Annotated in this window: 19 protein-coding genes, 3 tRNA genes and 3 pseudogenes; 20 read left to right on the forward strand and 5 right to left on the reverse strand. The window is 55.9% G+C overall.

Features of this window, described 5'->3' with window-relative positions:
- Positions 1-154: 154 nt before the first annotated feature.
- The gene (locus HA41_RS11760) at positions 155-1,651 is read left to right on the forward strand and encodes a M16 family metallopeptidase (protein ID WP_094120954.1); all 1,497 of its coding nucleotides are present in this window, start codon (positions 155-157) and stop codon (positions 1,649-1,651) included.
- On the opposite strand, the gene HA41_RS11765 is transcribed toward HA41_RS11760, so the two are convergent.
- A complete protein-coding gene (locus tag HA41_RS11765; protein ID WP_094120955.1) occupies positions 1,652-2,524 on the reverse strand; it encodes an alpha/beta hydrolase in 873 nt (290 codons plus the stop codon).
- Between the two features lie 382 nt (positions 2,525-2,906).
- Positions 2,907-3,839: a 2-dehydro-3-deoxygluconokinase gene (gene kdgK / locus HA41_RS11770; RefSeq protein ID WP_094120956.1), complete on the reverse strand. Its 933-nt coding sequence runs from the start codon at positions 3,837-3,839 to the stop codon at positions 2,907-2,909.
- Between the two features lie 282 nt (positions 3,840-4,121).
- Here kdgK and pdeH point away from each other — a divergent pair, with 282 nt between their 5' ends.
- Together pdeH and HA41_RS11780 are read left to right on the forward strand one after the other, a co-directional pair.
- On the forward strand, positions 4,122-4,895 hold the full coding sequence (gene pdeH / locus HA41_RS11775; protein ID WP_094120957.1) for a cyclic-guanylate-specific phosphodiesterase: 774 nt from the start codon (positions 4,122-4,124) through the stop codon (positions 4,893-4,895).
- 63 nt (positions 4,896-4,958) lie between these two features.
- Positions 4,959-7,019 carry an AsmA family protein gene (locus HA41_RS11780; protein ID WP_094120958.1) on the forward strand — a complete coding sequence of 687 codons (2,061 nt, stop codon included), beginning with the start codon at positions 4,959-4,961 and terminating at the stop codon, positions 7,017-7,019.
- On the opposite strand, the gene ppiC is transcribed toward HA41_RS11780, so the two are convergent.
- Positions 7,020-7,301: a peptidylprolyl isomerase PpiC gene (gene ppiC / locus HA41_RS11785; protein WP_031375064.1), complete on the reverse strand. Its 282-nt coding sequence runs from the start codon at positions 7,299-7,301 to the stop codon at positions 7,020-7,022.
- Positions 7,302-7,375: 74 nt separating this feature from the next.
- Between ppiC and rep the strand changes: the two genes are divergently transcribed.
- Positions 7,376-9,397, forward strand: coding sequence for a DNA helicase Rep (gene rep / locus HA41_RS11790; RefSeq protein ID WP_094120959.1), 2,022 nt, complete (start codon positions 7,376-7,378; stop codon positions 9,395-9,397).
- Between the two features lie 61 nt (positions 9,398-9,458).
- On the opposite strand, the gene gppA is transcribed toward rep, so the two are convergent.
- The gene (gppA, locus tag HA41_RS11795) at positions 9,459-10,943 is read right to left on the reverse strand and encodes a guanosine-5'-triphosphate,3'-diphosphate diphosphatase (RefSeq protein ID WP_094120960.1); all 1,485 of its coding nucleotides are present in this window, start codon (positions 10,941-10,943) and stop codon (positions 9,459-9,461) included.
- Between the two features lie 7 nt (positions 10,944-10,950).
- Entirely contained in the window at positions 10,951-12,243 is a 1,293-nt protein-coding gene (gene rhlB / locus HA41_RS11800) for an ATP-dependent RNA helicase RhlB (protein WP_094120961.1), read from the reverse strand.
- Between the two features lie 117 nt (positions 12,244-12,360).
- Between rhlB and trxA the strand changes: the two genes are divergently transcribed.
- The 16 genes and pseudogenes from trxA (at position 12,361) to HA41_RS11880 (ending at position 26,070) form a co-directional block, all read left to right on the forward strand.
- On the forward strand, positions 12,361-12,693 hold the full coding sequence (gene trxA, locus HA41_RS11805; protein ID WP_003851963.1) for a thioredoxin TrxA: 333 nt from the start codon (positions 12,361-12,363) through the stop codon (positions 12,691-12,693).
- 352 nt (positions 12,694-13,045) lie between these two features.
- Positions 13,046-14,305 carry a transcription termination factor Rho gene (gene rho, locus HA41_RS11810; RefSeq protein WP_031375060.1) on the forward strand — a complete coding sequence of 420 codons (1,260 nt, stop codon included), beginning with the start codon at positions 13,046-13,048 and terminating at the stop codon, positions 14,303-14,305.
- A gap of 280 nt (positions 14,306-14,585) precedes the next feature.
- Positions 14,586-15,674 (forward strand): UDP-N-acetylglucosamine--undecaprenyl-phosphate N-acetylglucosaminephosphotransferase, encoded by a 1,089-nt coding sequence (gene wecA, locus HA41_RS11815; RefSeq protein ID WP_094120962.1) that lies wholly within the window; start codon positions 14,586-14,588, stop codon positions 15,672-15,674.
- A 24-nt stretch (positions 15,675-15,698) separates the two neighbouring features.
- The gene (gene wzzE / locus HA41_RS11820) at positions 15,699-16,748 is read left to right on the forward strand and encodes an ECA polysaccharide chain length modulation protein (RefSeq protein ID WP_094120963.1); all 1,050 of its coding nucleotides are present in this window, start codon (positions 15,699-15,701) and stop codon (positions 16,746-16,748) included.
- A gap of 10 nt (positions 16,749-16,758) precedes the next feature.
- On the forward strand, positions 16,759-17,889 hold the full coding sequence (gene wecB, locus HA41_RS11825) for a non-hydrolyzing UDP-N-acetylglucosamine 2-epimerase (RefSeq protein WP_094120964.1): 1,131 nt from the start codon (positions 16,759-16,761) through the stop codon (positions 17,887-17,889).
- A complete protein-coding gene (gene wecC, locus HA41_RS11830; RefSeq protein WP_094120965.1) occupies positions 17,886-19,145 on the forward strand; it encodes a UDP-N-acetyl-D-mannosamine dehydrogenase in 1,260 nt (419 codons plus the stop codon). The genes wecB and wecC overlap by 4 nt, the downstream gene beginning before the upstream one ends.
- A gap of 57 nt (positions 19,146-19,202) precedes the next feature.
- Positions 19,203-19,334, forward strand: a pseudogene (locus HA41_RS21390) (glucose-1-phosphate thymidylyltransferase); the annotation flags it as partial.
- Positions 19,312-20,018, forward strand: a pseudogene (gene rffC, locus HA41_RS11840) (dTDP-4-amino-4,6-dideoxy-D-galactose acyltransferase). The pseudogenes HA41_RS21390 and rffC, both read left to right, overlap by 23 nt.
- Positions 20,005-21,134: pseudogene (gene rffA / locus HA41_RS11845) on the forward strand (dTDP-4-amino-4,6-dideoxygalactose transaminase). The pseudogenes rffC and rffA overlap by 14 nt, the downstream one beginning before the upstream one ends.
- Positions 21,134-22,384 (forward strand): lipid III flippase WzxE, encoded by a 1,251-nt coding sequence (wzxE, locus tag HA41_RS11850; protein ID WP_094120966.1) that lies wholly within the window; start codon positions 21,134-21,136, stop codon positions 22,382-22,384. The pseudogene rffA and the gene wzxE overlap by 1 nt, the downstream one beginning before the upstream one ends.
- The gene (gene wecF / locus HA41_RS11855) at positions 22,381-23,448 is read left to right on the forward strand and encodes a TDP-N-acetylfucosamine:lipid II N-acetylfucosaminyltransferase (RefSeq protein WP_094120967.1); all 1,068 of its coding nucleotides are present in this window, start codon (positions 22,381-22,383) and stop codon (positions 23,446-23,448) included. The genes wzxE and wecF overlap by 4 nt, the downstream gene beginning before the upstream one ends.
- Positions 23,445-24,788 (forward strand): ECA oligosaccharide polymerase, encoded by a 1,344-nt coding sequence (wzyE, locus tag HA41_RS11860; protein WP_094120968.1) that lies wholly within the window; start codon positions 23,445-23,447, stop codon positions 24,786-24,788. The genes wecF and wzyE overlap by 4 nt, the downstream gene beginning before the upstream one ends.
- A gap of 25 nt (positions 24,789-24,813) precedes the next feature.
- Positions 24,814-25,554: a lipopolysaccharide N-acetylmannosaminouronosyltransferase gene (wecG, locus tag HA41_RS11865; RefSeq protein WP_094120969.1), complete on the forward strand. Its 741-nt coding sequence runs from the start codon at positions 24,814-24,816 to the stop codon at positions 25,552-25,554.
- Positions 25,555-25,712: 158 nt separating this feature from the next.
- Positions 25,713-25,789, forward strand: a tRNA-Arg gene (locus tag HA41_RS11870).
- Between the two features lie 102 nt (positions 25,790-25,891).
- Positions 25,892-25,967: transfer RNA gene (locus tag HA41_RS11875), tRNA-His, on the forward strand.
- Positions 25,968-25,983: 16 nt separating this feature from the next.
- Positions 25,984-26,070: transfer RNA gene (locus HA41_RS11880), tRNA-Leu, on the forward strand.
- Positions 26,071-26,089: the final 19 nt, after the last annotated feature.

Below are 26,089 nucleotides of genomic sequence, written 5' to 3' on the forward strand. Positions count from 1 at the left end.
GTTTTTCACTTCGTTGCGCGACATCCTGAGCTTCCTGTGGTCAAACACTCTGTTATTGGATAACAGCGCGATTCGGCGTCCAGCCGGTTCGCTAATAACAGCGGCAAAACGTGCCAGCGATAACGATATTTGAATTATTTGAGTAGGGGTTCACATGCAGGGCACCAGAATTCGGCTTTTGGTTGGTGGATTAGTGCTGGCAGCGACCAGCTATGGTCTCCAGGCAGAAACGCTGCAACCGGATCCGGCCTGGCAGGAAGGCAAGCTGGATAACGGATTTAACTGGCAGTTACTGGCCACACCGCAACGTCCCAGTGACCGTATCGAACTGCGTATGGTGGTGAATACGGGCTCGCTGGTCGAGAGTGCGCAACAGGCGGGCTTCAGCCATCTGCTGCCACGTCTGGCGATGGTGCATAACACCGCGCTCGACACCAACCAGCAGCGGGCTTTATGGCAACAGGCTATGGACCCTCAGCATCCGCTGCCACCCGTTATCGCCTCCTATGACTTCACTCAATACAACCTCAGCCTGCCAAACAATCGCCCCGAACTGCTGAAAGAAGCCCTGAGCTGGCTGGCGGCCACCGCAGGCAACATGGCGATTACCAGGCAGGTGGTGAACACCGCCCTGACCGCGTCCGATCCGGTCGCTACCTGGCCGAAAGATACCCAGGATGTCTGGTGGCGCTATCGTCTGAAAGGCTCGGCACTACTGGCGCACGATCCCGCTACGCAGCCGCGCGCGCCGGTCGATTTAACCCAGCTGAATAATTTTTACCGCCAGTGGTATACGCCTGACGCGATGACCCTGTATGTAGTGGGCAACGTTGATAGCCGTAGTCTCTCCGAGCAGATTAACAAAGCGTTTTCGCCGCTAACCGGCAAGCGTGACACCCCTGCGCCGCTGCCAACCCTATCACCGCTGCCGCACGAACCGGTTAATCTGGTTAACGGCAAAATGACCCAGGATCGTCTGTCGCTGGTGTGGGATACGCCGTGGCAACCCATCCGCGACTCGCAGAATCTGCAGCGTTACTGGCAGGGTGATCTGGCGCGTGAAGCGCTGTTCTGGCATGTCCAGCGTACGCTGAGCGACAGCAAAGCGCAGGGCGTGCAGGTCGGTTTTGACTGTCGCGTGCTCTACCAGCGTGCGCAGTGCTCAATCAATCTGGATGCGCGCAATGATACGCTGACGCAGAACATGAATCTGGTGGCGCGTGAACTGGCGACGGTACGCGATAAAGGTATACCGCAGGAGGAGTTTGATGCGCTGATGGCGCAGAAGCTGCTGGAGCTGAATAAGCTGTTCACCACCTATGCCCGCACCGATACCGACGTGTTGATGAGCCAGCGACTGCGCTCGCAGCAGAACTCGGTGGTGGATATTGCGCCGGAGCAGTATCAGAAACTGCGCCAGACCTTTCTCGCCGGTCTGACTCGCGAGCAGCTGAATCAGGAGCTGCGTCAGCAGCTGAGCCAGGAGTTGATGATGGTGCTGATTCAGCCGGAGGGCGAAGCGGAAACCAATGTCAAAAGCCTGCAAAGTGAGTGGGAAAAGGTGATGGCACCGCCTGCGGCTCCGGCGACCAGCAACGATGCCAGCCAGCCGGATAGCAGCGCCAGCGACATCCAGCCGCCGGCCGCTTAATCAGGTTTTAGCCCTGAGCCACTCGGTCACTAACATCGGCCAGCTGGCGAGGGGCAAATCTGCCACACCGCGGATACCAAATCCGTGGCCGCCCTTCTGATAGAAATGCACTTCTGCCGGGACATTGTGCTGCCGTAACGCGCCGAAAAACGCCATGCTATGGTTCACCGAAACCGATTCGTCGTCGGCAGCGTGAATCAACAACGTGGGTGGCACCAGCGGATGTACCCGTGTTTCCAGTGAATAGGCTTCAATGGTTTTTTGATCCGGCCACGCGCCGAGCAATCGGGTGCGTGAACCTTCATGCGCCATACCGTCACGCATGCTGATTACCGGATAGACCAGCACCATCGCATCCGGACGCGGCGAGAAGTTTTCTGCCCCATCCTGCACCGGGTAGAGCTTCTCGGCGAAACGTGTACCCAGGCTGGCGGCGACGTGACCACCGGCTGAAAAACCCATCATCACCATATATTTGCCGTTCAGACCGCGCTGCGCCCGTTCACGCAGCACCCGCACCGCGCGCTGGGCATCGGCCAGCGGCGCATCCGCTCCTTCGTGATGACCATCATAAGGCAGCCGATAGGTCATCACCGCCAGGGTGTAGCCCATTGAGGTGAAGAAGGTAGCGAGTGCGCTCCCTTCGCGATCGATCATCACGCGATGATAACCGCCGCCTGGCGCGACCAGCAGGGTGATGCCATTCGACTCTACCGGATGCCAGATCGCCATTTCCGGGCAACGTACGCCGGTGGCGGCCCGATCGTAAGGCTCATACTGTTTCGCCATATCGATGATTTGTGGCTGCGCGCGTGAATCGCTGGCGCCTGGCGCATCACCGTGAGGCCAGATATTAATAATTTCTGTGTGCATAACATGTCCTGATGCGAGGAGGTGTTTTAATTGTTTTTTCGCGGCCGGAGAGCACAGCATCCTGCTGTTGTTGATTAAAAGATGGTCTTTTTTTCGGCGGGCGTCCATCCGAAAACGGCAAAAATGACCAGATTCGGACTATGCCTGGTGGCAGGATTTTGAGAGTAACTCGCTAATTTTAAAACATAATTTATAAGATGATCTGGAGACGCTACCGGTGAGGGACTGGCGATTAATGATGATTAATCCGCTTAAGGTAAATGCCCGGTACAGCCCGCTTTGTTAGCGTAAATTTACCGGATATTTCGCTGCGGGCTGTTAAGAAGGAATAATGCGTCGGGCAGGTTATCGGTGGTCGTAATAACCGGCCCGCAGCCATCGTTTAGTCGGGCATCGCCCCGGCCGGGATAATCGCGCCGCGATGCTGAATCACCGTGCTGGCGGTGAGGTGACCGCGCTGTGCCGCCGCTTCCGCTGAAGCTCCGGTCAGACGGCGTGCCAGATAACCGGCACTGAACGAGTCGCCAGCGGCGGTGGTGTCGATGATCTTCTCTTTTGCCAGACGGACCGCTGGCACATCAATCAGGGGGGCGTCGCCGATAGCAACCAGGCAGGATTCTGCGCCGCGTTTGATCACAATTTCGCTGGCACCGGCCTGACGCGTGCGCGCAATCACCGTCTCCAGCGGCTGTTCGCCCCACAGCAGATGTTCATCATCCAGCGTCAGAAAAGCGATGTCGGTGCAGTTAAGCATGGCGCGGTAAGCGGCCTGGGCGCTGGCCTGATCGGCCCATAAGCGCGGACGATAGTTGTTATCAAATATCACCTTACCGCCATTGGCGCGACAGCGTTCCAGCAGCTGCATCAGTTTATCGCGGCTGGCTGGGGCTAAAATGGCCAGGCTGATCCCGCTCAGATAGAGATAGTCATAGTGCGCCAGCTGCTGACAGATCGCTTCCGACTGAGGGCTATCGAGCCAGTAACGGGCTGCGGCATCGCTGCGCCAGTACCAGAAGGTGCGCTCACCCTCAGCGTCGGTTTCAATCACATACAGGCCAGGCATTTTGTTGTCGAGACGCTGGATCAGATCGGTATTAACCTTTTCCTGTTGCCAGGCGGCGATCATCTGATCGCTGAACGAGTCAACACCCAGCGCGGTAACATAATCGACCCGAAGCTGCTGCTGATCCACCTGGCGGGCGATGTAGACCGCGGTATTCAGCGTATCGCCGCCAAAACCGCGTTTAATGTTCTCACCTTTTTCGGACAGCTCAATCATGCATTCACCAATAATGGCAATTTTTTTCTGCGTCATGGTTTTAGACCTGTAGTGAAATATCGTTCTAGTCTCGCGTCTGGTATGGCAGACGTCAATGTTTTTAAAACAGTGTTTTAATTTAACTTAAGGTGACAAATAGCACCGATCTGGCAGTTAAAGCGCGCTATTTCGGCTTGTTTTGGCGATTGTGCCCGCATAAAGGTTGTTAAACTTCCCGTTTTGATGTGGCTGGACATTTCATCAAGCGATCACAGGCATGGTCGATAATCACCGTTGAGTCGCCAATTTTGAGCGCTCGTTACCAACCAGGAAAAAACCATGGTGATGGAAAGTATTCGTCAATGGCTACCCTCTTCAACTGACCTCAACGCTCAACCGGCAACACCCCACTTCTGGCACCAGTGCCAACGATGCTATCGCTTCCAGCCGATCTATCAGGTGACGGGACGGTTGCTGGCAATCGAGCTGCTGACGGCGATTACGCATCCGTCGGCACCCGAAAAAAAGCTGTCGCCAGAAGCCTATTTTGCCGGGCTGGATATTTCCCAGCGGCTGCATGTAGTGCATGAACAACTCGAACAGTTAACCCAGTGGACGCCTTTTTTTGAGCAGAATGCGGTAGTCGCCTCGGTCAATATTGATGGTCCGTCTCTGTTAGCGCTTCAGCATCATCCGGCGATCCGCGGCCTGATTGCCCGCCTGCCCTGGGTACGCTTTGAGCTGACCGAGCACCATGCGCTGCCACAGGAAGAGATGGTCGCGCAGATGCCGGAGCTTGGTCCGCTGTGGCTGGATGATTTTGGCTCTGGCATGGCCAATTTCTCGGCGCTGACCGAACTGAAATATGATTACATTAAACTGTCGCGCGAACTGTTTATCCTGCTGCGCAATTCCGACGAAGGACGCAGCCTGTTCCCGATGCTGCTGGGGTTGATCAACCGTTACTGTAATGGCGTCATTGTCGAAGGCGTGGAGACGGAAGAGGAGTGGCAGCAGGTCAGACGTTCACCCGCCATCGCCGCACAAGGCTATTTCTTTTCGTGCCCGCTCCCCTTTTCTGAATTGAATCATCTCACTATCCAGCTTCCCTGACGCCGTTGTTCACGGTCTCGACTATCTTTAACGGAGACAGTGAACGTGCAAGGAGAAAGCGCAATGTCGCGTACCGGGAAAATAATCAGTTGGGTAGTGGGAATTCTGCTGTTGTTAATCGTGGTCATCGTCGTGGTGATCGCCACCTTTGACTGGAACCGCCTGAAACCCACCATCAATCAGAAAGTATCGACCGAACTCAATCGACCCTTTGCGATACGCGGCGATTTGGGCGTTGACTGGGCGCGCAATCCGCAGGAGCCGGGCTGGCGACGCTGGATACCGTGGCCGCAGCTGCACGCGGAAGATATCATGCTGGGTAATCCACCCGATATTCCCGATGTGACTATGGTGCATCTGCAACGGGTCGATGCCACGCTGGCACCGCTGTCGCTGCTGCATAAAGAGCTGTTCATTCCGTGGATTAAGTTGCAGCGACCCGATGCGCGTCTGATTCAGACCGCCGATAAGAAAAATAACTGGACCTTTAACCTCGCCAACAGCGACAGCAAAGATCAGAATGCGCCGCCTTCGGCCTGGTCATTCCGTCTCGATAACATCCTGTTCGATCAGGGACAAATCCGCTACCGCGATGCCATTAACCACGCCGATGTAACGGTACAGGTTAATCCGCTGGGTAAACCGGTGCCCTACGCGCAGATCGCTGGCGGGGATGATAAGCAGCAGGGCGCGGGCGATTTTGTCTTTGGCTGGCAGGCGAACGGCACCTATAACGAAGAGAAACTCAGTGGTCAGGGCAAGATCGGCGGGATGCTGTCGCTGCGCAGCCAGAACACGCCTTTCCCGGTGCAGGCTGACCTGCGTAATGGCACCACGCGCGTCCAGGTGACCGGCGGAATTCAGGACCCAATGAACCTCGGCGGACTGAACGTACGGTTGCGCTTCTCGGGTGACACGCTGGCGAATCTGTATGGGCTGACCGGCGTGTTATTGCCTGACACGCCGCCGTATGAAACTGACGGTCACCTGATTGCGAAATTCAATGGTGAAAAAGGCGCGGTCTACCGCTATGAAAAATTCAACGGCCACATTGGTGACAGCGATATTCATGGCTCGCTAATTTATAGCCAGGGCAAACCGCGGCCGAGACTCACCGGTGAACTGACTTCAGACCAGCTGCGGATGGCGGATCTGGGGCCGCTGATTGGCGTTGATTCCGGCAAAGGCAGCGGCAAGACCGCGCAGGCAAAAGCCCGGCGTGGTGAGAAATCGAGCCAGCCCACCGATCGGGTATTGCCACATGACCAGTTCGATACCAAAAACTGGGACGTGATGGATGCCGACGTGAAGTTCAGCGGTAAACGTATCGAACACAGTAATTCGCTGCCGTTAAGCGACCTTTATACTCATCTGCAGCTGAAAAACGGCGATCTGCTGCTCGATCCGCTGCGTTTTGGCATGGCGGGCGGCAACCTGAACAGCACCATCCGGCTGGAAGGCGATCGCTCGCCGATGCGCGGCCGCGCCGATATTCATGTACGCAAACTGCAGCTGCGTCGGCTATTCCCGAATGTCCAGGCGATGCAAAACAGTCTCGGTCAGTTAAACGGCGATGCCAGCTTTACCGGCACCGGCAATTCGGTGGCCGATCTGCTGGCAACCAGTAACGGTCAGCTGAAGCTGCTGATGAACGACGGCGTGATCAGCCGCAGCCTGATGGAGATTGCCGGACTGAACGTCGGCAACTACGTGGTGGGCAAACTGTTTGGCGACGATCAGGTGCGGATTAACTGTGCCGCGACCGATATCAAACTGCAAAACGGGCTGGCGACGCCGAACCTGTTTGTCTTTGATACCGAAAATGCGGTGATCAACGTGACCGGCAACGCTAACTTTGCCACGGAGCGGATGGATCTCTCGGTCAATCCGGAGAGTAAAGGCGTGCGCATTATTACCCTGCGTTCACCGCTCTATGTGCGCGGCACCTTTAAAAACCCGGATGCTGGCGTGAAAGCCGGACCACTGCTGGCTCGCGGTGCAGCGGCCGTGGCGCTGGGTACCGTCGTCGGTCCGGCGGCAGCCTTGCTGGCACTGATCTCCCCGAGTGATAACGAGGATAACCAGTGCAGCACGGTATTGCAGCAGATGAAGCAGCAGAAGTAATCAGCTGCGGTAAAGCACTTTAATGATGTGGTAACCGAAACCGGTCTTTACCGGCCCGTAAGGCGTTAACAGCGGGCAGGTAAAGACAGCCTTATCAAACGCCGGCACCATCTGTCCCTGGCGAAACTCCCCCAGATCGCCGCCGTTACGGCCTGAGGGACAGGTTGAGTGCTTCTTTGCCAGCTGCTGGAAATTCCCGCCTTTTGCCAGTTTCGCCAGAATCTCTTTTGCCAGCGCTTCCTCTTTCACCAGGATGTGTAAAGCCGCCGCGGTTTTCGCCATGTTGCTATCTCGGTTGTGTATAATTGCCGCCCAGTATAAACCCCTTTCTTTTGATTCCACTGAGCGATTTTCCTATGCGTTTAAACCCCAGCCAACAACGCGCCGTCGAATTTGTTACCGGTCCCTGTCTGGTGCTGGCGGGCGCGGGATCGGGCAAGACCCGCGTAATCACCAATAAAATCGCCCATCTGATTCGGGAGTGTGGCTATCAGGCGCGCCATATCGCCGCAGTCACCTTCACCAATAAAGCATCACGTGAGATGAAAGAGCGCGTGGCACAGACGCTGGGCCGCAAAGAGGCGCGCGGCCTGATGATCTCCACCTTCCATACCCTGGGGCTGGAAATCATCAAGCGTGAAACGGCGGCGCTCGGCATGAAGTCGAACTTTTCGCTGTTTGATGACCAGGACCAGCTCGGGTTGCTGAAAGAGCTGACCAAAGAGTGGCTGGAAGAGGATAAAACCCTGTTGCAGCAGCTGATCTCTACCGTATCGAACTGGAAAAACGATCTGGTCGATCCGCCACACGCGGCGGCAAGGGCGAGTTCAGAGCGCGATAAAATTTTCGCCCACTGTTATGCCCTTTACGACCAGCATCTGAAGTCCTGTAACGTGCTCGATTTTGACGATCTGATCCTGCTGCCGACGCTGCTGTTGCAGCGTAATCAGGAGGTACGTGAGCGCTGGCAGCAGCGCATTCGCTATCTGCTGGTGGATGAGTATCAGGACACCAACACCAGTCAGTACGAGCTGGTGAAGCTGCTGGTTGGGGCGCGGGCGCGCTTTACCGTGGTGGGCGATGATGATCAGTCGATCTACTCGTGGCGCGGGGCGCGACCACAAAATCTGGTGCTGCTGAAGGAAGATTTCCCGGCGCTGGAGGTGGTGAAACTGGAGCAGAATTACCGTTCCTCCCAACGTATCCTGAAAGCGGCGAATATCCTGATCGCCAATAATCCGCACGTGTTTGAAAAACGGTTGTTCTCAGAACTGGGTCTGGGCAGCGAACTGAAGGTGGTCACTGCCAACAGTGAAGAGCACGAGGCGGAGCGGGTGACCGGCGAACTGATTGCCCACCACTTCATCAACAAGACGCAGTATAAAGACTACGCCATTCTCTACCGGGGCAACCATCAGTCGCGGGTGTTTGAAAAGTTTCTGATGCAGAACCGTATTCCCTATCGCATCTCGGGTGGCACCTCGTTCTTCTCACGCCCGGAGATCAAAGATCTGCTGGCGTATCTGCGTGTGCTGACCAATCCTGACGATGACAGCGCCTTTTTGCGCATCGTGAATACGCCCCGCCGCGAGATTGGCCCGGCGACGCTGCAAAAGCTGGGCGAATGGGCCAACCTGCGCAACAAGAGCCTGTTCAACGCCAGCTTTGATGTCGGTCTGGGTCAGACGCTGGGCGGACGCGGACTGGAACATCTGCAACGCTTCACCCACTGGCTGAACGAAATTATCCAGCTGACCGAACGCGAGCCGGTGAATGCAGTACGCGACCTGATTCGTGGAATCGACTACGAAAGCTGGTTGTTCGAGACCTCGGGCAGTCCGAAAGCGGCAGAGATGCGGATGAAGAACGTCAACACGCTGTTTCAGTGGATGACGGAAATGCTGGAGGGCAGCGATCTGGATGAGCCGATGACCCTGGCACAGGTGGTCACGCGCTTTACTCTGCGCGACATGATGGAGCGTGGAGAAAACGATGAAGAGCTTGATCAGGTGCAGTTAATGACCCTGCATGCGTCTAAAGGCCTGGAGTTCCCCTATGTGTTTCTGGTGGGAATGGAAGAGGGACTGTTGCCGCATCAGAGCAGCATTGATGAGAATAATATCGAAGAAGAGCGGCGTCTTGCTTACGTCGGCATCACGCGGGCGCAAAAAGAGCTGACCTTTACCCTCTGTCGCGAACGTCGGCAGTATGGCGAACTGGTGAGGCCGGAGCCGAGTCGTTTTCTGCTGGAACTGCCGCAGGACGATCTGCAGTGGGAAACGGAGCGTAAAGTAGTGAGTGCCGAAGAGCGGATGAAAACCGGGCAGAGTCGGGTTGCGGGCCTGCGCGCGATGCTGGATAAGGCGAAGAAAGGCTAAGCCGGCGGAAGACGTGATGAGGCGACGACGGTTCGCCTCAGACTGGCTTAACGGGCGCCGGTTACGACAGGGTCAGTAACCAGTGCACATAGGACTGATAATGGCTTTCCTGCTCCAGCAGTTCGGTGCGCAGCGGATGCGCCTCCAGCCAGCCATCAGGTAAGGTCAGATGCAGCGCGTCATCGTCAGCCTGCAGCCGGACCGCGGGCAGGGTATCGTCGCGACGGCGGCTGGAGAAGATGATCGCCAGACGCATCAGACGACACATCCGTTCCGCCAGGCGCGGCGGCAGGGCGTTCTGCTGCGTCAGCAACGCCAGGTCGATACTGCCGCTCTGATTCTGCAGCAGACAGGCCAGTAACTTCTTCTGGGCCGGGGTAAAGCCGGGCAGATCGAGGTGACGGACCAGATAGGCGGCGTGCTGCGGCGCATGACGGAAGTCGACGCTCAGGCCAATCTCATGAATGGCGCAGGCGCTGAGCAGCAAGTCACGGCAGCGCTGATCCAGCTTCCACAGGGTAGAGACCTGACGAAAAAAACGTTCTGCCAGCTGACGTACCCGATTGGCTTGCTCAACGTCGATGCTAAAACGACGCTGCACATTCTGCAGCGTGCGGGTGCGGATATCGCGGTCGATCGGCAGGTGCAGCATGCCGTAAACCAGCCCTTCACGCAGCGCGCCGCCCGCCAGCGTCATGCTATCAATACTGAGTTCCTGAAAGATGGCGATCAGAATCGACAGGCCACTGGGAAACACCAGCGCCCGTTCCAGCGTCAATCCTTCGATTTCCAACTCTTCCAGCTTGCCGCACTGAATAGCGCGCTGTTTCAGCTGCTGCAGTTTATTCAGGGTAATGCGTTCATCCATACCCTGCGCCACCATGATCTCCTGTAGCGCCTGCACCGTGCCAGACGCGCCGACACAGGCTTGCCAGCCCTGCTGGCGCAGTTGCGCGGCAATCGGCTGGATCATCTCCCGTGCCGCCTGTTCCGCCTGGTCAAAGTTCTCCTTCGCCAGATGACGATCGCTAAAGAAGCGCTCCAGCCAGGTCACGCAGCCCATCGACAGGCTGAATAATACGGTAGCATGCGAACCATCACCGGTCGCCAGTTCAGTGCTGCCGCCGCCGATATCGACCACAAGGCGCTGATCGGAACCGCCGGTGGTGTGCGCCACGCCCTGATAAATCAGGCGAGCCTCTTCCTCACCGCTGATCACGTTGATGGTACAGCCGAGTATCTGTTGCGCCGTATCGAGAAATTCCTGCGCATTCGCTGCCAGACGCAGCGTGGCGGTTGCCACCACGCGGATCTGATCAAGAGGGATGTCCTGCAGTTGCTCAGAGAACAGTTTGAGGCATTGCCAGCCGCGCGTCATCGCCTCAGCTGACAAATGGTTGCTTTTATCCAGACCGGCAGCAAGGCGTACCTTGCGCTTAATTTTCGCGATGGTCTGAATAGTGCCAGACACCTCGCGCACCACCAACATATGAAAGCTGTTAGAACCTAAATCAATCGCAGCATAAAGTGACGATGCGCTTAGCATGGTGAGCTTAACCCGAACGTTTACGGTTGTTGTTGCGTGGCGCACCGCGACGGTTAGCGTTGTTGCCTCCGCGACGTGGACCGTTGCCGGTACGACTACGCGCCAGACGCTTAGGCGGCGGCAGGTCAGTCAGTAATGCATCGCTATTGTACTTGCTGACCGGAATGCTGTGACCGATGTACTCTTCAATCGCTGGCAGGTTCAGCGCATACTCTTCACAGGCCAGGCTGATGGAGTGTCCGCTGGCGCCCGCACGACCGGTACGACCGATACGGTGGACGTAATCTTCGCAATCATCCGGCAGATCGTAGTTAAACACATGCGTCACGGCAGGAATATGCAGGCCCCGGGCGGCAACGTCAGTCGCAACCAGAATATCCACATCCCCTTTGGTGAAGTCATCAAGAATGCGCAGGCGCTTCTTCTGGGCGACATCGCCGGTCAGCAGGCCGACACGATGACCATCCGCAGCCAGATGGCCCCAGATATCTTCGCAACGGTGCTTGGTGTTGGCGAACACAATGGCGCGATCCGGCCACTCTTCTTCCAGCAACGTTTGCAGCAGGCGCATTTTCTCTTCGTTAGACGGATAGAAAAGCTCTTCCTGAATGCGGTGGCCGGTTTTCTGTTCCGGTTCCACTTCAACATATTCAGCACTGTTCATGTGCTCAAACGCCAGTTCGCGCACCCGATAAGAGAGCGTGGCGGAGAACAGCATGCTGAGACGCTGGGTCGCTGCCGGCATCCGGCGGAACAGCCAGCGAATGTCTTTAATAAAGCCGAGATCGAACATGCGGTCGGCTTCGTCCAGCACCATCACCTGAATGGCACCGAGGTTAACGTGGTTTTGCTTCGCGTAATCGATCAGTCGGCCAGTGGTCCCGACCAGAATATCGACGCCTTGCTCCAGCACTTTCAGCTGTTTATCGTAGCCATCACCGCCGTAGGCGAGGCCCAGTTTCAGACCGGTTGAGGCGGTTAACGGTTCTGCATCGGCATGAATCTGCACGGCAAGTTCACGCGTTGGCGCGAGAATTAATGCTCGTGGCTGGTTAACCTGACGACCTTCAGGCGCAGGATGAGAGAGAAGATGATGAAACGTTGACGTCAGAAACGCCATCGTTTTGCCGGTACCGGTTTGCGCCTGGCCTGCAACATCACGCCCGGAAAGCGTAAAGGGCAGGGCTAACGCCTGAATCGGCGTGCAGTATTGAAAACCTTTACTATCAAGGGCTTCAACGACTTTTGGGTGCAGGGCGAAGTCGGAAAACTTCTGTTCAGTTAAGTGTGTTTTGCTCATAGTGTGGTAGAATATCAGCTTACTATCGCTTTACGAAAGCGTATCCGATGAAATAAAGTCAACCTACATTGGTTTATATTACGCCAATTCGCCAGGCATAATCTTGTGGAGTAAAACATGAGCAGCGATAAAATCGTTCATCTGACTGATGACAGTTTCGACACCGACGTGCTGAAAGCCGACGGCGTTACACTGGTAGATTTCTGGGCTGAATGGTGTGGTCCTTGCAAAATGATCGCACCAATCCTTGATGAAGTTGCAGAAGAGTATGATGGCAAACTGACCATCGCTAAGCTGAATATTGATGATAACCCAGGCACGGCACCGAAATACGGCATTCGTGGTATCCCGACGCTGCTGCTGTTTAAAAATGGCGAAGTCGCCGCGACCAAAGTGGGCGCGCTGTCTAAAGGCCAGCTGAAAGAGTTCCTGAACGCCAATCTGGCGTAATTCAGGGCTGAACGTCTGGCAGTGGTGAATTTATCTCCTGCTGCTGGACGTTCGCTTTGAGGCGTGCTAAGTTACCAATACTGCATTACGAACTTACCCTTGTAGTTAGCATCTAAAGTTTTCCCTTGTTAAACCCTGTCGCACTGTACCTTATAAAGTTAGAACGGTTTAGCAATCTGACGGTTAGCTCCAACTCTGGCATCGCAATCGACCGTCTCCTCGCTTCCAGGTCGCCATCCCAGACGATGATCGTCGAGAAGAGTCGAAAAGAGCCATTAACGGCATGGATTAATTGCCATACCATTCACGACAAACATTTCGAGTATTACCCCGAGTTTAAGAACCCATCACTATGAATCTTACCGAATTAAAGAATACGCCGGTTGCTGAGCTGATTACTCTCGGCGAAAATATGGGACTGGAAAACCAGGCTCGTATGCGCAAGCAGGACATTATCTTCTCCATCCTGAAGCAGCACGCGAAAAGCGGCGAAGACATCTTTGGTGATGGCGTGCTGGAGATATTACAGGATGGATTTGGATTCCTCCGTTCCGGAGACAGCTCCTACCTCGCCGGTCCTGATGATATCTACGTTTCCCCCAGCCAGATCCGCCGTTTCAACCTCCGCACAGGTGACACCATCTCTGGCAAAATTCGTCCACCAAAAGAGGGTGAACGTTATTTTGCACTGCTGAAAGTTAACGAAGTTAACTACGACAAGCCGGAAAACGCGCGTAATAAGATTCTGTTCGAAAACCTCACGCCGCTGCACGCGAATAAACGTCTGCGTATGGAGCGGGGTAATGGCTCAACGGAAGATCTGACGGCACGTGTGCTGGATCTGGCGTCACCGATTGGTCGTGGTCAGCGTGGTCTGATCGTGGCACCGCCAAAAGCCGGTAAAACCATGCTGCTGCAGAATATCGCGCAGAGCCTGGCGTATAATTACCCGGATTGCACCCTGATGGTGTTGCTGATCGACGAACGTCCGGAAGAAGTGACCGAGATGCAGCGTCTGGTGAAAGGTGAAGTTATCGCCTCGACCTTCGATGAACCTGCTTCGCGTCACGTTCAGGTTGCTGAAATGGTGATCGAAAAGGCCAAGCGTCTGGTTGAACACAAGAAAGATGTGATCATCCTGCTCGACTCTATTACGCGTCTGGCGCGTGCTTATAACACCGTGGTTCCGGCTTCAGGTAAAGTCCTGACCGGTGGTGTTGATGCCAACGCCCTGCATCGTCCGAAGCGTTTCTTCGGCGCAGCGCGTAACGTGGAAGAGGGCGGCAGCCTGACCATCATTGCGACCGCGCTGGTTGATACCGGTTCGAAGATGGATGAGGTGATTTACGAAGAGTTTAAAGGTACCGGTAACATGGAACTGCATCTCTCACGTAAAATCGCTGAAAAACGCGTCTTCCCGGCGATCGATTACAACCGTTCCGGTACGCGTAAAGAAGAGCTGCTCACCTCTCAGGAAGAGCTGCAGAAGATGTGGATCCTGCGTAAAATCATTCACCCAATGGGCGAAATTGACGCGATGGAGTTCCTCATCAACAAGCTGGCGATGACCAAAACCAACGACGAATTCTTCGACATGATGAAGCGTTCCTGATCCGATACTGCAGAGCCGAACCACAGATTCGGCTTTTTTAGCCTGAATGTGCAGAAAATCGACCTTACGCCACGTCTCAACGTGGCGTTTTTCATTTCTGAGCTATAGGATTGAACACTGGCAGGAGCATTGATAATGACTGTGGTAGTGATGACGAATAAATGACCGTTCGTGCATCTCTTTATGCAGAATTCGGAATCCGAGGCAGCGATAAACGCATTTTTTCGCGTATTGTTGCCCGTGATGTTATCTGAGAGCGTTTAACGTGAATTTACTCACTATGAGTACTGAGCTTGGTTTAATTTTTCTCTTTTCCCTGGCTTTCCTCTTTTTTGCCCGAAAAGCAGCTAAAAAAATTGGTCTGGTTGATAAGCCTAACTCACGTAAACGCCATCATGGCGCGATTCCGTTGGTGGGCGGCATTTCTGTGTTCGCAGGTATCTGCTTTACGTTCGCGATAACCAATTATTATCTGCCACATGCGCTGCTCTATCTGGGGTGTGCCGGGGTACTGGTGCTGGTTGGCGCCCTGGATGATCGTTTCGATATCAGCGTGAAAATCCGCGCTGTGGTGCAGGCGCTCGTCGCGGTGGTGATGATGACAGGTGCCAAACTTTATCTGCTGAGTCTTGGGTTTATCGTTGGCCCCTTTGAACTGATTGTCGGCCCGTTTGGCTATGTGCTGACGCTGTTCGCCGTCTGGGCGGCGATTAACGCCTTTAATATGGTCGATGGCATTGACGGCCTGCTCGGCGGGCTCTCTTCGGTCACTTTCGCGGCGATGGGCATCATCCTCTATTTTGATGGCCAGACCAGCCTGGCCATGTGGTGTTTTGCGATGATCGCCGCCACGTTACCTTACATCCTGCTTAATCTCGGCTTCCTCGGCCGCCGCTTTAAAGTCTTTATGGGCGATGCCGGCAGCACAATGATCGGCTTCACCATTATCTGGATTCTGCTGGAAACGACGCAGGGTCTGAGCCATCCCATCACTCCTGTGACCGCACTCTGGCTGATCGCCATTCCTTTAATGGACATGGTAGCGATTATGTACCGCCGTCTGCGTAAAGGCATGAGTCCGTTTTCTGCTGACCGCCAGCATATCCACCATCTGATCATGCGCGCCGGTTTTAGTTCGCGTCAGGCTTTTGTGCTGATTACCGTTGCTGCCGCGATCCTTGCCGGTATCGGTGTATTGGGAGAATACCTGGCGTTCATCCCGGAATGGGTCATGCTACTGCTGTTCCTGGTGGCCTTCATGGTTTACGGCTACTGCCTGAAGCATGCCTGGCGCGTGGCGCGACGTATCCGGCGGATTAAACGCCGTCTGAACCATTACCGTAACGCCAAAACCAACTTACCCCGCTAAGCGCTGATAAAGGATAACGCTGCCATGCCTGCTGAGATTGTGGACAACGAACTGGATATTCGCGGCTTGTGTTGCCGTTTATGGCAAGGCAAGCGCTGGATTGTCGGGCTGGCGCTGCTGTTTGCGCTGGTCGCCTGGCTGGTGACCCTGCTGATGAGGCAGGTCTGGAGCACCACCGCGGTTACCGATCGCCCGACGGTAAACATGCTGGGCTCCTACTATGCACAGCAGCAGTTTCTTGCCAACCTGGATGTACGCAATAATGCGCTGACGCTCTCTGCTCCCTCGCCCACGGTGATGGATGAGGTCTATCAGGAGTTCACCATGCAACTCGCCTCGTGGGATACGCGCCGCGAGTTCTGGCAGCAAACCGATTATTACAAAAGTCGTAAAACCGGTAACGCGCACAATGATGCGGCGTTACTCGACGATATGATCAGCAATATTGTGTTCACGCCAGCCGATGCGGCGCACAACCTGCCGGACAATGTCCGCCTTAAGGCGGAAACTGCCAGCGATGCTAATAACCTGCTGCGTCAGTATATTGCTTACGCCAGCGAGCGAGCGGCACGCCATCTGAATGAAGAGTTTAAAGGCGCCTGGCAGGCACGGACGGCGCAGCTTGAGGCGCAGGTCAAACGGCAGGAAGATGTGGCTAACGCCGTGTTTCAGCGTCAGCAACATCGTTTGGAGCAGGCGTTGAAGATCGCCAGTCAGCAAGGGATTAATGAAAAACAGGCGCGTGAAGCAGGAGAAAACCTGGCGGACAGCGATCTGTTTCTGCTGGGCAAGCCGGTTTTACAGGGGCAGCTCGATACCCTGCGCGCCACCGGACCAAACTTCGATATAAGCTATGATCAGAACAGAGCCATGCTGACCACGCTGGTAGCCGGCCCGACACTGAACAGTAAGTTCCAGACTTACCGTTACCTGCGTACCCCGGAAGAGCCGGTGTCGCGTGATAGCCCGCGGCGTCTGTTCATGATGATTATGTGGGGTGCCGTAGGGGCATTGGTGGGTGCTGGTGTCGCGCTGGCACGTCGTCCGCGTCTGATGCCAGACCAGCGTCATTGAGAGAAACAGTGTGAAAGTTCTGACAGTATTTGGTACCCGTCCTGAAGCCATTAAAATGGCGCCGCTGGTTCAGGCGCTGGCGCAGGATCCAGCTTTTGAATCGCGGCTGTGCGTAACGGCTCAGCATCGCGAGATGCTCGATCAGGTGCTGCGCCTGTTTCAGCTGCAGCCGGACTACGACCTCAATATTATGCGCCCAGAGCAGGGGCTGACCGAAATCACCTGCCGCATTTTAGAGGGCATGAAGACCGTGTTGCTCGACTTCAAACCGGACATTGTGCTGGTTCATGGCGACACCACCACCACCTTAGCAGCCAGCCTGGCGGCGTTTTATCAGCAAATCCCGGTCGGCCATGTTGAAGCCGGACTGCGCACCGGCGATCTCGCGTCGCCGTGGCCGGAAGAGGGAAACCGCAAACTCACCGGCCATCTTGCCCGTCTCCATTTCACCCCTACGTTGCGATCGCGTCAGAATCTGCTGCAGGAAAATCTGCCGGATACGCGCATCGTGGTGACTGGCAACACGGTGATTGATGCGCTGTTATGGGTGCGCGATCGGGTGCTGGACGACACCAATCTGAATGCCCAGCTGGCGGCTTGCTATCCGTTCCTGGATGATAGCAAGAAGCTGGTGCTGGTCACCGGCCATCGGCGTGAAAGTTTTGGCGATGGGTTTGAGCGAATCTGTAGCGCGCTGGCGCAGATTGCGCGTCAGCATCCGGAAGCGCAAATCGTCTATCCGGTGCACCTGAACCCCAACGTCAGCGAGCCGGTTAACCGCATACTCAGCGACGTTGAAAATATCATTCTGATCGAACCTCAGGAGTATCTGCCTTTTGTCTGGCTGATGAACCGCGCCTGGCTGATTCTCACCGATTCGGGAGGGATTCAGGAGGAAGCGCCATCGCTGGGTAAGCCGGTGCTGGTGATGCGTGATACCACTGAACGGCCCGAAGCGGTCGATGCCGGTACGGTAAAACTGGTGGGCACGGATGTTGCCAGAATCGTGGCTGAGGTCAGCACCTTGCTGACTGACGATAACGCCTGGCAGGCGATGAGCCATGCCCATAATCCGTATGGCGATGGCAAAGCCTGTGGCCGTATTTTACAAGCCTTAAAAGATAACCGAGCCGACTTATGAGTTTTGAAACCATTTCCGTGATTGGACTGGGATACATTGGGCTGCCGACGGCAGCCGTTTTTGCCTCAAAGGGAAAAAAAGTGGTGGGCGTGGATATCAACGCCCGGGCGGTTGACACCATTAATCGTGGCGCGATTCATATCGTGGAACCCGATTTAGACCAGGTGGTACATGCCGCCGTGACGCGCGGCGATTTGCGGGCAACGACCCAGCCGGAAGCCGCTGACGCGTTTCTGATTGCGGTGCCAACGCCGTTCCAGGCAGGCTATCAGCCTGATCTGCGCTTCGTGAAGGCGGCAGCGGAGTCGATCGCGCCGGTCCTGAAGCCGGGCGATTTAGTGATTCTTGAATCCACCTCGCCGGTCGGCACAACCGAGCAGATGGCAGCGTGGCTGGCGGCTGCGCGTCCCGATCTGCGTTTCCCGCAGCAGAGTGAGACGCCCGATATTTATATCGCTTACTGTCCGGAGCGGGTGCTGCCGGGCAAAGTGATGGTGGAACTGATCAATAACGATCGGGTAATTGGCGGCATGACGCCAGCCTGTTCGGCGCGCGCCAGTGAACTCTATCGGCTATTTTTGAAAGGCGAATGCGTGGAAACCAATGCCCGCACCGCTGAGATGTGTAAGCTGACCGAAAACAGCTTCCGTGACGTTAATATCGCCTTTGCGAATGAGCTGTCGCTGATTTGCGCCGATCAGGGGATTAACGTCTGGGAACTGATTGCGCTGGCCAATCGTCATCCGCGCGTCAACATTCTGCAGCCTGGCCCGGGTGTGGGCGGTCACTGCATCGCCGTCGATCCGTGGTTCATTGTGGCGCAGAATCCTGAACTGGCCCGTCTGATTCGGACGGCACGCGAAGTAAATGACGCCAAGCCGCAATGGGTGCTGGATCAGGTCAAAACGGCGGTGGCTGACAGCCTGACGCAAACCGGTAAGCGTGCCAGTGATCTGACCATTGCCTGTTTCGGACTGGCCTTTAAACCTGACATTGATGACCTGCGCGAAAGCCCGGCAATGGGCGTTGCGCGGCTGATTGCGGACTGGCATAGCGGCACCAGCTGGGTGGTTGAACCACACATCGACCAGATACCGGAGACGCTGAATGACAAAGCCACGCTGGTCTCCAGCGAGCAGGCGCTGGCACAGGCGGATATTCTGGTGATGCTGGTCGACCATCGCGCTTTCCGCGCAGTGGATGCCGCCGCAGTCCGTCAGCAGTGGGTGGTTGATACCAAAGGCGTCTGGCGATGAAACGTTTTCTGGATCATTAAGGTCTCTGTTCGACACAATTAAGATCTGAGTTGTCTGTTATTTGAGATCGCCTGGCGTAACAGCTGGCTGAGTGACGATCAGCTACGCGCCGCCGGCGAAGCGCTGACGAAAACCGGCTACGGCCAATACCTGCTGGATTTATTACATGCCCGTCCACGTCAATATTAATCCCCTTAGCTGGGAGAGCCAGTTCTTCGGTATCGACACCGTGCGGCTGGATCTTAACGGTGATACTGCACTGGACGCAGCGCTGCAGCATCCCTGCGCGCTATTGCAGATTAAAGTGCCCACCAGCCAGACCGCACTGATTGATACGCTGCAGCAGCACCGGTTCCAGCTGGTGGAAGGCGAAGCGGACCTGACGCTGACGATTAAACAGACCGAACGGCAGAGCGGCATTCGCATAGCGCGAGAGGCGCAGATCCCGGCACTGCGTGAGGCGGCCTCACAGCTGTTCAGTCAGAGTCGTTTCCGCGCGCCTGGTATGCGCCTGACGCCAGCGGGCGTTTCTACGCCCGCTGGATTGAAAACGCGGTGCGTGGCACCTTTGATCACCAATGTCTGGTGGCTGCGGATGCCACAGGCCAGCTTCAGGGGTTCGTCTCGTTGCGTGAAGTGGACGGTGACGCCCGCATCGGGTTGCTGGCGGTGCTGCCTGACGCGCAGGGCCAGGGGCTGGGTCAGCGGCTGATGCTGGCGGCAGCGGACTGGGCGCGGGTGCGAAAGCTGGCACAGCTCCATGTCGCCACTCAGCTCAGCAATCTTACGGCGATGCGCCTCTATTTACGCAGCGGTGCCCGCATCGACAGCACCGCCTACTGGTTCTACAGGAAAGGTCATGATTCCATTTAATGCACCCCCGGTCGTGGGCACCGAAATTGAGTACATGCAATCGGCGATGAACAGCGGCAAGCTGTGCGGAGATGGTGGATTTACCCGTCGCTGCCAGCAGTGGATGGAGCAGCGCTTTGGCAGCAAAAAAGTGCTGCTGACCCCCTCCTGTACCGCTTCGCTGGAGATGGCGGCGCTGTTAATCGATCTGCAGCCCGGCGATGAAGTGATTATGCCGAGCTACACCTTTGTCTCTACTGCCAACGCCTTTGTACTGCGCGGCGCCCGCATTGTGTTTGTCGATGTGCGTCCTGATACCATGAACATTGATGAAACGCTGATCGAAGCGGCCATCAGCGAAAGAACCCGTGCCATCGTGCCGGTGCACTATGCGGGCGTCGCCTGTGAAATGGACACCATTATGGCGCTGGCGGCGAAGCATAAACTGTTTGTGATAGAAGATGCAGCGCAGGGCGTGATGTCACGCTACAAAGGCCGCGCACTGGGCACCATTGGCCACATCGGCTGTTTCAGCTTTCATGAAACCAAAACTACACCGCCGGCGGCGAAGGTGGCGCGACACTGATCAATGATGCCAGCCTGGTCGAACGCGCTGAGATCATCCGGGAAAAAGGCACTAACCGTAGCCAGTTCTTTCGCGGTCAGGTGGATAAATATACCTGGCGCGATATGGGGTCGAGCTACCTGATGGCCGATCTGCAGGCGGCCTATCTCTGGGCGCAGCTGGAAGCGGCCGAACGCATTAATCAGCAACGGCTGCGTCTCTGGCAGCGTTATTACGAAGCGCTACAGCCGCTGGCGGCTCAGGGGCGCATCGAGCTGCCGGTAATCCCCGCCAGCTGCGAGCACAATGCGCATATGTTCTACATCAAACTACGCGATCAGGACGATCGCCAGGCGCTGATTAACTGGATGAAAGAAGCCGAGATACTGACGGTGTTCCACTACATCCCGCTGCACAGTTCACCCGCCGGTCAGCGCTTTTCGCAGTTTGCTGGGGTCGATCGTTTCACCACGGTGGAAAGTGAGCGTCTGCTGCGCCTGCCGCTGTTTTACAACCTTTCGGATAATAACCAGAGCACGGTTATCAGCTCGCTGCTGAGCTTCTTTTCCTGATGTCACTGGCCAGAGCTTCAGTGTGGACTGCCTCGTCCACGCTGGTAAAAATTGTTGCCGGGCTGCTGGTGGTCAAACTGCTGGCGGTCAGCTTCGGACCGGAGGGCGTCGGGCAGGCAGGAAACTTTCGTCAGCTGATCACCGTACTGGGCGTGCTGGCAGGGGCTGGCATTTTCAACGGCGTGACCAGCTATGTGGCGCAATATCAGCAGCAGCCTGAGCAACTGCGGGCGCTGGTCGGTACCGCCTCGACCATGGTGCTGGGCTTTTCCGGCGTACTGGCATTGCTGTTCCTGCTGGCGGCTGGGCCGATCAGCCATGCGCTGTTTGGTCACGATCGCTATCAGAACGTCATTCGTGTGGTGGCGTTTCTTCAGCTTGGCATTGCCTGGGCGAACTTTAGTCTGGCATTGCTGAAAGGCTATCGTGATGCGCGGGGTAATGCGCTGGCGCTGATTCTCGGCAGCCTGATTGGGGTCGCCGGTTATCTGCTGTGCTGGTGGTTTGGCGGTTATCAGGGTGCGTTGATCGGGCTGGCGCTGGTGCCAGCGTTATTGCTGTTACCGGCGATGGCGCTGCTGAAACGCCGCATCCCCTTGCCGCTCAGCTGGCTGCGTCCGCAATGGCAGCCTGAACTGGCCCGTAACCTGACCAAATATACCCTGATGGCGCTGATTACCACCGTAACGCTGCCGGTGGCCTGGGTGATGATGCGTAACCTGCTGGCGCAGCAGCAGGGCTGGGCGCAGGTCGGTCTGTGGCAGGGCGTGACCAGCATCTCTGATGCCTACCTGCAATTTATCACCGCGACTTTCAGCGTCTGGCTGCTGCCGACCCTGGCGCGACTGGATAACAAACGCGATATCGCGCTGGAAATCGGGCGTGCTCTGCGCTTTGTGCTGCCGGCGGTAGCGGTGGCCAGTTTTGGCGTCTGGATCCTGCGTGATGTTGCCATCAGCCTGCTGTTTTCCGATGCGTTCCGCGGCATGCGCGATCTGTTTATCTGGCAACTGTGCGGCGATGTTTTTAAAGTGGGCGCCTACGTTTTCGGATATCTGGTTATCGCCAAAGCCTCGCTGCGTTTTTATGTTCTGACTGAGATCAGCCAGTTTGTGTTGCTGACGCTGTTCTCACGCTGGCTGATCCCGTTACATGGCGCAACGGGCGCGGCGCAGGCCTACATGTTTACCTATATGGCTTACTTCGCCCTGTGTTGTGGCGCCTTTTTGATTTATTGCCGGAAAAAATGACTTTAATTCACGTTCTGGGATCAGATATTCCCCACCACAACCTTACGGTGCTGCGCTTTTTCAACGACGTACTGAGCGTTGAACAGCCTGTGGCCACACCTCGCCACTTTATGGTGGTGACGCAGCAGCCTGAGAGCGTAGCGCCGTTCGGTGCCTTACAGATTGAGTGCTTTACCAGTAAAAAGGCGCTGGCGCAGGCGGTATTGCAGCGGGCCAGCAATCGTCAGCAACGCTTTTTCTGCCACGGCCAGTTCAATCCCTGGATCTGGCTGGCGCTACTCAGCGGTAAGCTGCAGCGTTCCCAGCTGTTCTGGCACGTCTGGGGCGCCGATCTGTATGAAGATTCACGCAGCCTGAAGTTTCGCCTGTTCTATTTTCTGCGCCGGATGGCGCAGGGACGGGTGGCGCAGGTTTTTGCCACCCGTGGCGATCTGCATCATTACCAGCAGCGCCATCGTCGGGTACCGGGCGCATTGCTCTATTTCCCGACCCGCATGCCGGACGTCGCGGTTCACTCTGCGCCCGATCCGACGTTTACTCTGTTGCTGGGAAATTCAGGCGATCCCAGCAACCGGCACATTGATGGATTGAAGGCGATTCGCGCGCAGTTTGGCGACCAGGTGCGCATCGAGGTGCCGCTGGGTTATCCGCCGAACAATCAGGCTTATATCAGTCAGGTGCAGGCAGCGGCTGAGGCGTTGTTTCCGCAGGGTCAGGTGAACCTGATCACTGAAAAAATGGCGTTTGATGACTATTTAGCGCTGCTGGCGCGCTGTCATGTCGGCTATTTTATGTTTGAACGCCAGCAAGGCATCGGGACCTTATGCCTGTTGATTCAGGCCAGCGTGCCGTTTGTTCTGAGTCGTAAAAATCCATTCTGGCGGGATGTGGCGGAGCAGCAGCTGCCGGTGCTGTTCAGTGAAGATGCCCTGACGCCAGCGGTCGTTGCCGAGGCGCGCCGTCAGCTGGCTGGCTGCGATAAGCAGGCTATCGCCTTTTTTGCCCCCGGCTATCTGGCGGGATGGCGCAACGCATTACGCCTCAGCGAAGGGGAGTTGTCATGAGCCTTATGCAGTTTAGCGGTCTGCTGATGGTTTATCTGCTGTCGCTGGGTTTTATTCTGACCCTGACCTGGCGGGAGTTTAAGCGGGTGCGTTTTAACTTTCACCTGTTCTTTACTCTGCTGTTTTTACTGACCTTCTATTTTGGTTTTCCGCTCACCAGCATACTGGTGTTCCGCTTCAATGTCGGGGTCGTGCCGGTGTCCTCGCTGCTGGAGGCACTGCTGTCGGCCACAGGTTTTTATGCCGTCTACTATGTCAGTTATAAGGTACGGCTGAGGCCCGCTAATGCTCCGCCCTCTAAACCCTGGCTGCAGATGAATCGGGTCGAAACCCATCTGACCTGTGTGATCCTGGCGCTGGTAGCGCTGGGTACCGTGACGGTGTTTTTCATCCACAACGGGTTTCTGCTGTTCCGCCTGACCGCCTATAACCAGATTTTTTCCAGTGAAGTTTCAGGCGTGGCGCTTAAACGCTTCTTCTATTTCTTTATTCCGGCGATGCTGATCCCCTATTTTTTGCGTCCGACGCAGCGCAACTGGCTGCTGTTTCTGGTGGTGACGGTCGCTTTTGGTCTGCTGACCTATGCACTGGTCGGCGGGACCCGTGCCAATATTATTATCGCCTTCGCCCTGTTTCTGTTTATTGGTATTACCCGCGGCTGGATTACCCTGTGGATGCTGGCGACTGCGGGCGTCATGGCGATTGCAGGCATGTTCTGGCTGGCGCTGCGCCGTTATAACCTCGACGTCATGGGGGATGAAGCGTTTTACACCTTCCTTTACCTGACGCGTGATACTTTCTCGCCGTGGGAGAATCTGGCGTTACTGCTGGATAACTATGCCCGTATTGAGTTTCAGGGGCTGGCGCCGCTGTGGCGTGACTTTTATGTCTTTATCCCCAGCTGGCTGTGGCCGGATCGTCCGCTGGCGGTGCTGAACAGCGCAAATTACTTCACCTGGGAAGTGCTGAACAACCATTCAGGACTGGCCATTTCACCGACGTTGATCGGTTCGCTGGTGGTGATGGGTGGCGTCTGGGCGATTCCTGTTGGCGCGGTAGCGGTGGGGATGATTATTAAAGCCTTTGATGCGCTTTATGCGCGCGGCTGCCAGGAAACCAATCGCTACAGCGGGGCGATCCTGCAAAGTTTCTGTTTTGGTGCGGTGTTCAATATGATCGTGCTGGCACGTGAAGGGCTGGATGCGTTTGGCTCACGCGTGGTGTTTTTCGCGATTATTTTTGCCGCCTGTCTGGGCCTGGCTAAATTACTATTCTGGTTATTGGATCGCGCCGGTTTAATTCGCGACCGCAGCAGGCGGGTGTTGCCTAGCCCCTCCTGATTAACCTCTGGGATTGACGGAAGATATGACAAAGTTACCTGACTCGCCGCAGTACCTGATTCGCGGCGTCACCTTGTATGGCTTCGACAGTATGCCGTCAGCGGTGGATTTTTTAATGCCGCCACAGGGCGTGCGCAGTGGCATGCTGGTTGCCATTAACGCAGAAAAGATTCTGACTGCTGAACAGGATGAGGGATTGCGTAACCTGTTAGCGCAGGCGGAGTTCGCTTACCCGGACGGCATCAGCATCGTCCGTTCGATTCGAAAAAAATACCCACAGGCATCAGTGCAGCGCATTGCGGGCGCAGACTTATGGGAAGCGCTGATGGAGCGTGCCGGACGCGAAGGCACGCCGGTGTTTCTGATCGGCGGGCGTCAGGCGGTGCTGGATGAAACCTGCGATAAATTACGTCGTCAGTGGAATGTGAACATTGTCGGGGCGCAGGATGGCTATTTTCCCCCGGCCGATCAGGATGCGCTGTTTGCCCGCGTGGCGGCCAGCGGCGCGAAGTTGGTGACGGTGGCGCTGGGCTCTCCTCGTCAGGAGCTGCTGATGCTGGCGTGCCGTGCTCACTGGCCTGATGCACTCTATATGGGCGTTGGTGGCACCTACGATGTTTTCACCGGTCATGTGAAGCGTGCACCTAAAATCTGGCAGCGGCTCGGACTGGAGTGGCTCTACCGGCTGATCAGGCAACCGAGTCGCCTGCGGCGGCAATTAAAACTGCTGAAATATTTGCGCTATCACTGGCGGGGCGATCTCTGATATTGCTGATTAATGCCGCGTTTTTACCCGTTACGGCGGGAGAAGTGCACTATTTGTCGACGAAATGCACAAAGCGTAATCAAACGCGTTTTTTTATTGAAAAAGCACTAGACACGATGGGCGCTTATCTCTAGTATGCACATCCGCAACGGCGCTACGCGCCCGTAGCTCAGCTGGATAGAGCGCTGCCCTCCGGAGGCAGAGGTCTCAGGTTCGAATCCTGTCGGGCGCGCCATATCGTTTGTGCGCATGAGCTTCGGTGGTTTGATTTACCGCGTTAGTAGGCAGTAAAGATTAAGATGCTGCAGGTTTTAAACTTGTAACATTAAGTATTGTGGTGGCTATAGCTCAGTTGGTAGAGCCCTGGATTGTGATTCCAGTTGTCGTGGGTTCGAGTCCCATTAGCCACCCCAGATTTTGCTGGGATACGCGAAGGTGGCGGAATTGGTAGACGCGCTAGCTTCAGGTGTTAGTGTCTTAACGGACGTGAGGGTTCAAGTCCCTCTCTTCGCACCAGGCAAAACAGTTAAAAAAA

It is taken from the genome of Pantoea conspicua (assembly GCF_002095315.1).
Lineage (GTDB): Bacteria > Pseudomonadota > Gammaproteobacteria > Enterobacterales > Enterobacteriaceae > Pantoea > Pantoea conspicua.